General features: G+C 59.4%; 11 protein-coding genes. All 11 read left to right on the plus strand.

Annotated elements, in window-relative coordinates; all coding sequences use genetic code 11:
• Positions 1–41 precede the first annotated feature (41 nt).
• Positions 42–1,124, plus strand: coding sequence for a C39 family peptidase (locus tag ACYQ3S_RS13965; protein ID WP_459689891.1), 1,083 nt, complete (start codon positions 42–44; stop codon positions 1,122–1,124).
• Positions 1,125–1,141: 17 nt separating this feature from the next.
• Positions 1,142–1,444, plus strand: a complete 303-nt coding sequence (locus ACYQ3S_RS13970) for a helix-turn-helix domain-containing protein (protein WP_459689893.1) — start codon at positions 1,142–1,144, stop codon at positions 1,442–1,444.
• The gene (locus ACYQ3S_RS13975) at positions 1,431–1,817 is read left to right on the plus strand and encodes a hypothetical protein (protein ID WP_459689895.1); all 387 of its coding nucleotides are present in this window, start codon (positions 1,431–1,433) and stop codon (positions 1,815–1,817) included. Before ACYQ3S_RS13970 ends, ACYQ3S_RS13975 begins: the two co-directional genes overlap by 14 nt.
• Entirely contained in the window at positions 1,750–3,183 is a 1,434-nt protein-coding gene (locus ACYQ3S_RS13980) for a hypothetical protein (protein WP_459689897.1), read from the plus strand. The genes ACYQ3S_RS13975 and ACYQ3S_RS13980 overlap by 68 nt, the downstream gene beginning before the upstream one ends.
• Before the next feature lie 12 nt (positions 3,184–3,195).
• Positions 3,196–4,458: a VirB4 family type IV secretion system protein gene (locus ACYQ3S_RS13985; protein WP_459689908.1), complete on the plus strand. Its 1,263-nt coding sequence runs from the start codon at positions 3,196–3,198 to the stop codon at positions 4,456–4,458.
• Complete coding sequence (locus ACYQ3S_RS13990; protein ID WP_459689898.1) at positions 4,448–5,101, plus strand: hypothetical protein; 654 nt, start codon at positions 4,448–4,450, stop codon at positions 5,099–5,101. The genes ACYQ3S_RS13985 and ACYQ3S_RS13990 overlap by 11 nt, the downstream gene beginning before the upstream one ends.
• A 236-nt stretch (positions 5,102–5,337) precedes the next feature.
• Complete coding sequence (locus tag ACYQ3S_RS13995; protein WP_459689900.1) at positions 5,338–6,378, plus strand: hypothetical protein; 1,041 nt, start codon at positions 5,338–5,340, stop codon at positions 6,376–6,378.
• The gene (locus tag ACYQ3S_RS14000) at positions 6,362–8,452 is read left to right on the plus strand and encodes a VirD4-like conjugal transfer protein, CD1115 family (protein WP_459689902.1); all 2,091 of its coding nucleotides are present in this window, start codon (positions 6,362–6,364) and stop codon (positions 8,450–8,452) included. Before ACYQ3S_RS13995 ends, ACYQ3S_RS14000 begins: the two co-directional genes overlap by 17 nt.
• The gene (locus ACYQ3S_RS14005; RefSeq protein ID WP_459689903.1) at positions 8,449–9,534 is read left to right on the plus strand and encodes a replication initiator protein A; all 1,086 of its coding nucleotides are present in this window, start codon (positions 8,449–8,451) and stop codon (positions 9,532–9,534) included. The genes ACYQ3S_RS14000 and ACYQ3S_RS14005 overlap by 4 nt, the downstream gene beginning before the upstream one ends.
• Entirely contained in the window at positions 9,531–10,094 is a 564-nt protein-coding gene (locus ACYQ3S_RS14010) for a DUF5697 family protein (protein ID WP_459689905.1), read from the plus strand. The genes ACYQ3S_RS14005 and ACYQ3S_RS14010 overlap by 4 nt, the downstream gene beginning before the upstream one ends.
• Complete coding sequence (locus ACYQ3S_RS14015; protein ID WP_459689906.1) at positions 10,084–11,004, plus strand: hypothetical protein; 921 nt, start codon at positions 10,084–10,086, stop codon at positions 11,002–11,004. The genes ACYQ3S_RS14010 and ACYQ3S_RS14015 overlap by 11 nt, the downstream gene beginning before the upstream one ends.
• The last annotated feature ends 223 nt before the right edge of the window (positions 11,005–11,227 follow it).

Here is an 11,227-nt window from a genome sequence, read left to right on the forward strand (position 1 = left end):
CGCAGGCCGCACCGGCACTGCTCAAAGCCGCAGGTATCGCCGTGCTGGTCTGTCTCGGCCTGCCGCTATTGATGCTGCTGTCTATCCCATGCAATTTGTTTGGTTCGCCCAGCGTCTCCTCGGCAGACATCCAGCAGATGACCGCCCATGCGGAGGAACTCACCGCCGCATGGAAGCGGCAGCGCACGCTGGAGCAGCAGGCGGTAGACCGGCTCGTCTCGCTCCTGCCCGAGGATCTGGGCTTTATCCGCATCGAGACGCGGCTCGGCAATACGAATGATTACTGGATGATCGCCATCACCTCGGTGTACAGCGAACAGGATGTGATGACGATAGACGAGGCGAAGATCGTCCAGACCATGCAGGCCAAGCTCCAATATGACCTCGAGGCGGAGTATGACGCGGAGGGCAGCTTCACCGGCTATGTGCTGGTGATCTCAGACATGACGCCCGCCGAACTCATGGACAAACTGGGCATGGACGAACAGCAGCGCATGTGGGCGGAGGTCATTTACAATACCATCTGCGACGCAGAATACAGTGCGCCGGGCGGGTCTGTGGACAACACAGCGGATATGGATTTCTCCGATGTGGTGTTCACCGGCCGTGGAAATTCCAAGGACGTCGTGTATTTCAGCCAGTATGACGCCCGCTGGGGCAGTCTGATGTACGGCAAGACGAACACGATCGCGGGCGCGGGCTGCGGGCCTACGTCGCTCGCCATCTGCGTATCCACGCTCACGAACAAAACTGTCCTGCCGCCAGAAATTTGCGATTGGTCTGTGCGCACCGGCCACCGCTGCGAGGGCAGCGGCAGCTACCACAGCCTGATACCGGACGGAGCGGCGCGTTACAACGTCCCCTGCCGGGGCATCGGCCGGAGCGGGAGCGAGCTGGTAAATGCCTTGCAGGACGGCAAGCTCGTGATCGCGATCATGTCCGCGGGGCATTTCACCCGTGGGGGACATTTCATCGTGCTGCGCGGCGTCACGGACAGTGGCAAGATCCTAGTCGCGGACTGCGCAAGCTTCGAGCGCAGCCAGAAGGAATGGGATCTCGGCGTGTTCCTCGCGGAATGCAACAAAGGCGCCGCGGCCGGCGGGCCGTTCTGGGTGCTGGGATGAGAGGAGGAGATAGAATCATGAACCCATATTCAGACGGACATGTGCTGCGCATAAGGCTTTTTCGTATCAAACACGGCATAACGCTTCGTGAATTATCTGCACAGTCCGGCATTACAGTACAGCGGATCAACTGTATCGAGCGAATGGAATTTTCCCTCACGCCAAGGAGCAGAGAGCGGATATTATGCGCTCTGGAAACAATACTGCACAGCCGTATTCAAAATACCGCCATTGCATTGCGGGACTTCCAATGTGAGCGCGAGAGATTATTCGATGTTGTAATGGAAAAAGCGGAAGGTGGTCAGGATGCAGCCAAATGAAGACATTTACTATATCCCCGTGAATTTCACGGACGCAGGCCGCGTGCTCGGCCTGTTCGAGCTGCGCAACTGTCTGGAAGCGGTGGTGCTTGCTGTGCCTACCGTAGGGCTCTGCACCCTGATAGCGAACCTTACCCCATTCTCCCTCACCGTGAAGCTCATCCTCTCGCTCTGCCTGCTGGTGCCGGTCTGCGGATTTGCACTGGCAGGCATTCGGGACGAGCCGCTGTCGCGGTTCCTTATTACTTATATTCTCTGGCGGAAAAACCGCCGCATCGCACTGAACAAAGGAGGCATTATCAAATATGAACGCAAAAGAGATCATCTTCGGCGCGCAGGCCGGCGCGGCGCAAAGCCTCTCGCCCGCAGATAAGGACCTGCAGGGCAGCCTGCCCATCGCGGATATAGACCGCGGCGTGATCCGTACCCGGGACGGCCGGCTGGTTGGATTGTTCGAGGTACTGCCTATGAACTTCTTCCTGCAGAACACAGCGGAGCGGGAGCGCATCATCAGCTGCTTTGCCGCCTGGCTGCGCATCGCGCCCAGTGATCTGCAGATCCTCTGCCTGTCCCAGCCCGTGGATGTGGAGCACTACACCAGACGGATGCAGGAATTTTGGGAACGGGAAACAGCCCCCTTGTGCCGGCAGTGCATCGAGGATAATATCCGGCAGGTGCGCAGCATGGTGCAGGACGGCGCCTTTACCACACGCTTCTTCATCGCGTACCAGTATGAAGCGGACATGGGACCAGGCCCATACAGGGAGCTGTACCGCGTTGCGGCCACGGCAAAAGGGTATCTCGCCCGCTGCGGGCTCACGGTAGTGGAGCCGCAGTATATAGACAACCAGATGGTGGAGACGGTCTTCGGGATGCTGTGCAAGGGGACCAGCCGGAACATCCGCCTGCCGGTGGGCTTCCGCTTTATGCTGGAGGACTGCTTCGCGTCTGCTGCGGCAGAGGAAAACGCGGAAGCAGACGCGGACGCGGCTGAAGCCGCTGCGACAGCGGGAGCCGCCGTGAAGCAGGAAAACGAAGATGTGGAGACAACGGACGAAGAAACGACTGCCAAACCAAAACGTGGCCGGAAAAAACGCGGTGCAAAGACCGAAAAATACAAGCCCACCGGCGTGATGGACCTGATCTGCCCCGCCTCAGCGGACTTCACTGCGCGGGCTCACATCGAACTGGACGGCATCTGCCACGCCTATCTGTATATCGCAGGCTACGGCTACCGCAGCCTGGTGCGCGGCGGCTGGCTGGCGGCGCTCGTGGGGCTGGGGGACGGGATCTCGCTCTCCGTCACCCTGCACCGGCAGCCGCGGGAAAAGATATTGCCCAAGGTGGCGAACTCCACTATGTGGAGCCGCAGCCGGATGCGCGACGTGGACGATACCCGCGCGGACTATGAGCAGATGGACAGTGCCATCTATGCAGGGCAGTACATCAAGTCCCAGATGAACCGTGCGAACGAGGACTACTACGATATGTACACCCTGATCGAGGTCACGGCGGACACACCCGAACGGCTGGAGGTGCGGCTTTCCGAGGTGGAGCGCTACTGCTCGTCGCAGGACATCATCTGCAAGCGCTGTGACTACGAGGAGGAGCAGGCGTTCCATTCCTTCCTGCCGGTGGTGTCGGTGTCTCCGGAGATCGCACGTAAGGCGCGGCGCAATGTGCTGTTGTCCGGTGTCGCAGGTTCCTTCCCGTTCTACTCCATGGAGCTCTGCGAGTAGAACGGCATCCTCATCGGCCGGGACCGGCGCAGCCGTTCGGTCTGTATGCTCGATATCTTTGACAGCGACCGTTACAGCAACGCCAACGTGGTCGGGCTGGGCATGTCCGGCGCGGGCAAGACCTTCCTTCTGCAGATCATCGCCATGCGGTACCGCCAGCAGGGCAGGCAGGTCTTCCTCATCGCCCCGTACAAGGGCCACGAATACCGCGCTGCGTGCGAGGCGATCGGCGGGCTGTACATCAGGCTCGCGCCCTCCTCCACGGACTGCATCAACTTCATGGAGATCCGGCGGACTTCGCTGGATGTGAACGCGGAACTGGACCGGACGGAGACGCGCGGGGACTCGCTGCTCGCGGACAAGATCAGCCGGCTGCACATCTATTTCTCCCTGCTGCGCCGCAGCCTTACCGAGGAGGATATGAGCCGTCTGGACGTTGCCCTCACCCGCTTATATGGGCGATTTGGCATCACGCGGGACAACGACAGCCTGCTGGACGAAGACGGACAGCCCAAGCGGCAGCCCACGCCAAGGGACTTTTATGACCTGCTCATGGAACAGGAGGATACGAAATCGCTGGCGTCTGTATTGAGCCGGTTCGTAAACGGCTCTGCGGCGGGGCTTGGCAGGGAGACCAACATCGACATGGGCAACAAATACATCGTGCTGGATATCTCGGACATTGGCAAGGACCTGCTGGCTTTCGGCACCCTGCTGGCGGCGGATATCTGTCTGGACTACTGCAAGCGCTCGCGCAGCGAGCAGAAGATCATTATCCTGGATGAGATCTGGTCGCTCATCGGCGCGGGCTCCAACCCCGAGGCGGCTGGGTTCGTCCTTGAGCTGTTCAAGACCGTCCGCGGGTATGGTGCGGCGGCCATCGGCGCGTCGCAGGATCTGGAGGACTTCTTTGCGCTGGAGAACGGCAAGTACGGCAAGGCGCTGCTCAACAATGCGCGCATCAAGTTCGCCCTGATGACCGAGCCGGAGGAGGCGGCGCTCATCCAGCAGCATTACCACCTGACGGATGAGGAGATGCAGATGCACGCGGAGTTTGCGCGCGGGCAGGCGCTGCTCTGCGCGGGGCGCAACCGGCTGGGCGTGGATATCATCGCGTCCGAACGGGAGCTGGAACTCATCACCACCGACCCGCGGGACATCGAGCGCATACGGGAGCGGCAGGAACTGGAACGGCTCCGGCAGCAGCGCACGGCGTGGGGACACGGCAGGACAGATATGGATACCGAAGAGGAGGATACCGGATATGACGAATGAACACACCCCCAGTTTCTATTTGCAGGAGGCATACCACCTTGCGCGGGAGCTGGAGCAGTTGCCGCCGGATGCGCCGGAACGCAGCCGGACGGCGGACGAGGCCCTGTGCGCGGCAGAGACAGCGGTGCTCACGGCCCGCCGCACGTTCGGCGGGCTGCTGGAGAAGGGCAGGCAGGGAAAACCGCTGCGGCTGGTACCGCGCGCTCCCGTCCTCACGGGGACGGTCTCGGTGACGCGGGAGGGCTGGACGGCGATCCGGCTGGACACGCTGCTGCAGAACGCGCGGCGGCGGACGACCGGATACATCGAGAACAGCCTGCTGGAGCTGCTTCGCCAGTGGCGCGGGCGCGGCGGCGTGCTGCCGTGGTACCGGCACGCGTTCGTGGCCATCACGGAGCACACGGACCGGAGGGGCGGAAACGTCTACGATCCGGACAACCGCGAATGGAAGGCCGTGACCAACGCCCTCAAGGGCGTGCTGTTCGAGGACGACGACCAGTTCACCGTGAGCCTCATATTGGACACCGTACCGGACGGCAAGGGCTATACGGAGATCACGGTGCTGCCCTATCACGAGGCCGCGGCCTATCTTTCCGGCCGGAATTTCGGGAAAGACACGGCTGCAAACCGCTCCAAGCCCTGAAAAACGGATACGGTACTTTGGACAAAGCCGGACGGTATTTTAGTGCAAAAGCATACGGTAGTACCGTTCGGCTTTGTTGGTTTGCAAAACCGGACGGTACTGCGTAAAAACAGCGAAAAATCCATATATAGGAGGTTGAAGCACATGAAAAGTTGGAAGCGGCCGGACAACAGGCGGAAAATACCGCGGCCTATGCAAAGCAGGACGGTATTTTCCGGAAAGGGGGCAGGACCGGCATGGCGATGCGGAATGCGAAGGAGGTCGCACGGCTGATCGGCTGGTGCCGCAACGTGGGGGACGCATGTGTGCAACGGTACGCAGGTTCGGTCTTCCGCACGTCCCTCATGGAGGAACTGCAGAAGGAAAAACTGCTGAAAGCCTGCGATCCCGTATACGGCTGGCGGCTGACGAGAAAGGGGTACCGCCTCTTACAGGACAGCGGCATCCCCCTGCAGCCTGACGCCCACACACAGCGGGTGGGCCGGCGGTTCGAGCATGCTGAGATCACGGCGACGATGTATGCTGCCGGCATCTACCCCTATCTGACAGCGATAGAGGAGCTGCGGAGCAGGGACGGTTATCTGCCGGCATTTGCCCTGCGCGCAAGGCGGGGACAACAGGTGCTGGGGAATAACCAGATAGCAGGGCTGCTCCGGCTGCAGGACACCGTATATGCGGTGTATTATGTCTCGCCCGGCATGGACCGAGTCGTAAACCCTGCGCGGGAGACAGATTTCCTGCAAGGCGTCTGCACCGGCGCTGGCTGTACCTGTGGGGCGCTGCTGTTTTGCGGCGCTGACTATACGGCGATCCATACCGCCCTGCACGGATCGTCCAAAGCAGTATCGGCACGAAGCCGCTGCGTATCATACGGCCGCTTTTACCGGATGGCACAGGAGCCGTGCCTCTACCTGCCCTGCTCCATGCAGGGCGTGCGCCAGCTCCATATCTTGAAGCATCCGGACTACCGGACAAAGATGTGCAGGGCCTTGTGGGGCTTCGGCGGCAAGATGGACAGCGGGACCGGCGCAGACTGGATCGCTCCGAAAGATCATACGGCGTTCCTGCTGGTCGCGGACATGGATATCCGGAAAATAGAGGAGACCGCGCATCAGATCCGGCGGAAGGGGTACCAGCGGCTGGTGCTGGCAGGCTTTCAGGAGCAGAACCGCTTTCTGAAGCAGTATTACAGGCCGCCGTTCTATTCCTCCGCCACCCTTTCCAATGACATCCTGGACCGGCTGAAGGACGGTGAGCGCCATGCGCCGCCTGTCTGAACAGATCGCCAAACTGGAGGAGCGGGTACTGAAAAAGACCAGACGCTGGCGGGACCGGCACCCGGGGGACTGGAAGCTGTACGCCGCCCTTGGCGTGGTCATCTGGTACTTTTACGGCATGCTGGTAAACTCCGTCCGGCTCGGCATCCGCCAGTCCTTTGACGCGGACAGCGGGATAACCGATATCTGGACGGTAAACCCGCTTTTAAATCTGGTCGCCCCGTTTACCCCCACCGGTATTTTTGTCACCGCCGCGCTGGTCACGATGGCCTGCCTGCTGACGCGCAAGGGGTATAACTGGATATCCGGCTACCATCCGGTAAAGGACAGGCGCGGGTTCGATGTCCTGCCGGACGGTACGCACGGCTCGAGCCGGTTCATGAAGCGGGAGGAGATGGAGCGGGTGCTGGATGTAGGCAGGCTGGACGGCCTTACCGGCACGGTCTACGGCAAGTACAAGGACGACCCGCTGGACAGCGACGCCTACGCGGACTATGTCGCTTCCAGCAAAAAATCCGGGCTCGCCGGCAGCCTGCTGGTCGTGGGCGCGCCGGGTACCGGCAAGAGCTGGGGTTTCGTCCGGCCGTTCGTCTTCCAGTGCGTCAAGCGGCGCGAGAGCATCGTCCTGACCGACCCAAAGGCGGAATTATTTTGCAGTATGGCCGGCTATTTGACCGATCAGGGTTACGAAGTGCGGGTGTTCAACCTGTTGGATATGGAGCACTCGGACCGCTGGGACCCGATCGGCGAAGCAGACCACGACCCGCGGCTCATACCGGTCATCGCGTCCACCATCATCGCCAATACCTCAAGCGAGAAGGAGACCAACGATTTCTGGAGCAAAGCCGAGCTCAACCTGCTCACGGCGCTGCTCTATTATGTGCAGCAGGACACGGACGGGGCCGGACGCCCAAAGCCGCTGTCCGAACGGAGGCTGGGGCGGATATTGGCCCTGCTCAGCGAGGACGGTCTCAAGCAGATAGATGAGACGATAAAGAAGCTGCCGGCCGGGCATCCGGCCAAAGGCCCCTACGGCCTGTTCCTGAACGCAAAGGAGAACCTGCGCGGCAACATCGTGATCGGCCTCGGCAACCGGCTGAACGTGTTCCACGATGCGCTGGTGGACAGCCTGACTTCGGACAGCACGATAGACCTCACCCTGCCCGGGCAGAAGCCCTGCGCCTATTTCTGCATCCTGTCCGCGCAGGACAGCACCTACACCTTCCTGTCCTCGCTGTTCTTCACCATGCTGTTCTCCCGTCTGGAAGCATACGCGCGGAAAGAAACGAAGGACGGCAAACTGCCGGTGCGGGTGAACTTCCTGCTGGACGAATTCCCGTCCATCGGCAAGCTGGGGGATTTCAAGCGCTCCATCGCGTTCACCCGGTCGTTCGGCATGAGCTGCCAGGTGCTGGTGCAGTCTATCTCCCAGCTGGCGGACATGTACCCGCGGCACGAGTGGGAGGAGATCGCGGCCTGCTGCGACGCCACCATCTGTCTGGGTGTGAACGACCTGACGAGCGCCAAATTCATCTCGGAGAAATGCGGCATGACGACCATCCGCGTGACCAACCACCAGCAGCCGCAGACGCCGCTGTTCTCCCCCTTGCAGAACAACATCCGGCCGTACTCCATGACGCGGAGCAACACCCAGCGCGCGCTCATGCAGCCGGACGAGGTGCTGCGGCTGGACAACGACAGGTGCATCGTCCTGCTGCGCGGGCAGTACCCGATGCTGCTGTACAAGATAACGCCGCCGGAATTTGCCGACCACCGCAAGCTGCGGCCGGTCTCCATTCGGGACTATCCGCCGGACAGGCAGGACGGTACGGCGGGCGGGGAAAGCAAAAAGCCGCCTGCGCCGGATGCAGGATCGGCGGCGAACCCTCCTGAACTGCCAGCAGAGCCGAAGTCCCCTTATTCCGACCTGCTGCAGCCGGACGATCCCGATCAGGAGGATGATATGCCCGATCATACGACATTTATCCCAACAGACGACCAGATCGACCAATACCAACAGGAACTGGATCGAAACAACGAATTAGACAACGAAAGCGAGGATGCTGCCTTATGAAAAAGAACATCGCTGCAGAAGATCGGCCGGACTTTACGCTGATGAAGCTGTCCGGCGCCATTTCCTATTTCCACATGCAGATGCCGCGCTGGCTGTTCTGCGACCCGCGTTACAGGGATATGGGTTTGGAGAGCAAAGTGGCCTACACGTTCCTGCTCAACCGCTACCAGCTGTCCCGCCGCAACGGCTGGGTGAACCGGCACGGCGAGGTGTACATCATCTACACGCGCGAGGATCTGGCGCAGGAGCTGCAGGTCTCATACCGCAAGGCGATCGCCTGCTTTAAGGAGCTGGCGGACAGGGAACTGATCTGGGAGCAGCGGCAGGGCCGCGGGCTGCCCAACCGCATCTTCCTGGCCGAGGTGGCGCTGGACGGAAAGGCGGCCTACGGCTATGACTGCGCGCCGTTCTGCGCGGAGCCAAGACCTGCAGAAATGGCACTTCTGAATGAAGTGGATGAGGGCAGAGAACAGGAGCCTTCTGGCGGCTTTCTGGATAATATGGTGGAAAACATGCCGGATATGGAGGATGGCGCACAGGCAAGACCTGCCGAAGCGGCACACCAAGAACTGCAAAATCTGCAGGTCTTGACCTGCCAAAACGGCAGTTCCAGAAGTGCGGAAACAGCAGTTTTAGACCTGCAAAAACCGCACACAAGTAAGAAAGAGAAGAGTAAGAAAGAGTATAGGGATACTGATGATGAGCTTCCGACAGTTCCGCGCGCGGGCGCGGATGACGGGCGTGAGGCCATAGCGGCGATCTTGCAGCGATGCGAGCTTTCCCGCTATGCGCCGGAGGAAGCGGCGGTGTTCCGGGACGCGGTCTCGTGGCTGTACTACTGCGGCCGGCTGCAGCTTGGCGCCTGTACCTACCCGCAGGGCTATGTCCGCGACACGCTCCGGCGGCTGGATGCCGATGTGCTCGACGAGGCGCTGTACAAGCTGCGGCAGAACGAGAACGAGGCGATTTCCAATACGCTGGTCTACACCGCCAAGGTCATTTTCAGTACGATCGTGGAGATGGGGAGCGAAGCGCTGCTCGATCCCGTGCTAAACCAAGTGAAACGGAGGTTGGCGATATGAATTCCATGTATTACAGCAAGCCGCAAATCAAGTTGCTGGATGCTCTGGAACGGTTGGGCTGCATGAAGATGCGCCAGGCCAAAACATTTCTCCGGCTGTGCTTCGGTATGGAGGAGAAGGCTGCAAAGAGTATTATCCAGCAGCTGCGGTATAAAGGGGATATCCATATTGAGGAAAACACAGGAGATCTTGTGATGCCTGGCAAGGAGTGTGACCGCAATATTATCCGTGCATTTGATATCGCTTTTTCGTTTGCCGAACAAGGGGATGCGCCTGAGATAATGACGCCTCCGAGACCGTATTTGATGCTGGCATACTACGCTGTACGGGAATTACAGCTTTTGATCCTTTATGTCCCAGTAGGGATGGAATGGCGCTGCGATACACAGTTGTCTGTAATGCGGAAAAAAGCGCAGATAAAGACCTTACAGGTGATGCTTCTGGCAGAGGAAGGACAATTGGAACGGATCGGGACAAATGTACCGTGCGTAGCGGCATACACAGACAGCGCGGGCCGCCTGAAAATAAAAAGTTTGGAGGGAAAACGTCATGGGGATTGACCAGAGAATGCAGCAATGGCTGGAAAGCTCACGGCAAAGGTTTTTTGAATCGGATTATAAAGAACTGGATAAGGAACTGACTCCAGAAGGACGGACAGAATGGAACAGTATTTATGCTTCCTACCAGTCCGGAGCGCTGCTGCATGGAACTGTGATCGGCGTAGAGAAGATTGCGGCGCCTTTCATGGACAGCGCAGAGGGAGATGGCGACGGGCCGGATGAAATTACTTGCATTGTGATTGTGCCGTACCGCGTAAAGATACTGATTCCGGAGCCGTTGATATGGTGGCAGGGCGAGGAAAGAGAGAGCTTCGTGCTCAACCATATGGGCGGGGCGAATGTGGATTTTGTGATTATAGCGGTAGACCGGCTGAATGAATTTGCCATCGCCTCACGGGTACGGGCGATGGACCGCAGGAGATGGCAAATGACAATGGTTGAGCGGCTGCAGGCCGGCGACATAACAAGCTGTGAGATCCTGAGTGTTGGGCCGGGCCTGCTGACGATGTCCTGTCATGGTTTTGACTATACGGTGACTCAATCCGGATTGTCCTATTCCTGCCTTGGAGATTTGCGGTCTGTTTACCGGCCGGGGCAAAAGCTGAAAGCAAAAGTGATAGCGGCGGACGAGGGGAATTTGGAAATTTCGGTAAAGGACGCCGCGCCTGATCCGTATATTGGGGCGGAGTACCGTCATCCTGTGGGTTCGACCCGGCTTGCCACTATCATCAGCAAATATAAGGGCGGTGTGTTTGCGCGGTTGACGGATGGCTGCACGGTCGTTTGCCGTTATGCCAGGCAGTTTGAAGACAGCCAATTCCGTCCGGAGGATATTGTGAATGTAGAGATAACCTCGTATATGGAGGGCAGAAAATGGCTGCGGGGTAAAATAAAGGGCAAAATTGGGTAGTGATACGGAAAGAGCGGCGGTACCCCCTGTAAAGGTATCTTCCAAATGAAGGAACAGGCAGGTATTGCAGCCGCAATACCTGCCTGTTTTTATGCCCCCACTTTCTTTATTCTTTCTTACCGGACTGCCGCGGCAGACGTCTTACTGATACTGTTCCCAGTTGGGATGGCCGGTCAGCGTTGTCCAATGCTCATGGATGTCTCCCTTGCGGTCAAAGTCGTGG

Source organism: Agathobaculum sp. TL06 (assembly GCF_054658635.1).

Bases quoted from the DNA above. Each gene is read 5' to 3' on its own strand.
- ACYQ3S_RS13995 (WP_459689900.1), top strand. From the start codon at position 5,338: ATGGCGATGCGGAATGCGAAGGAGGTCGCACGGCTGATCGGCTGGTGC.
- ACYQ3S_RS13990 (WP_459689898.1), top strand. From the start codon at position 4,448: ATGACGAATGAACACACCCCCAGTTTCTATTTGCAGGAGGCATACCAC.
- ACYQ3S_RS14000 (WP_459689902.1), top strand. From the start codon at position 6,362: ATGCGCCGCCTGTCTGAACAGATCGCCAAACTGGAGGAGCGGGTACTG.
- ACYQ3S_RS14010 (WP_459689905.1), top strand. From the start codon at position 9,531: ATGAATTCCATGTATTACAGCAAGCCGCAAATCAAGTTGCTGGATGCT.
- ACYQ3S_RS13970 (WP_459689893.1), top strand. From the start codon at position 1,142: ATGAACCCATATTCAGACGGACATGTGCTGCGCATAAGGCTTTTTCGT.
- ACYQ3S_RS14005 (WP_459689903.1), top strand. From the start codon at position 8,449: ATGAAAAAGAACATCGCTGCAGAAGATCGGCCGGACTTTACGCTGATG.
- ACYQ3S_RS13980 (WP_459689897.1), top strand. From the start codon at position 1,750: ATGAACGCAAAAGAGATCATCTTCGGCGCGCAGGCCGGCGCGGCGCAA.
- ACYQ3S_RS14015 (WP_459689906.1), top strand. From the start codon at position 10,084: ATGGGGATTGACCAGAGAATGCAGCAATGGCTGGAAAGCTCACGGCAA.
- ACYQ3S_RS13975 (WP_459689895.1), top strand. From the start codon at position 1,431: ATGCAGCCAAATGAAGACATTTACTATATCCCCGTGAATTTCACGGAC.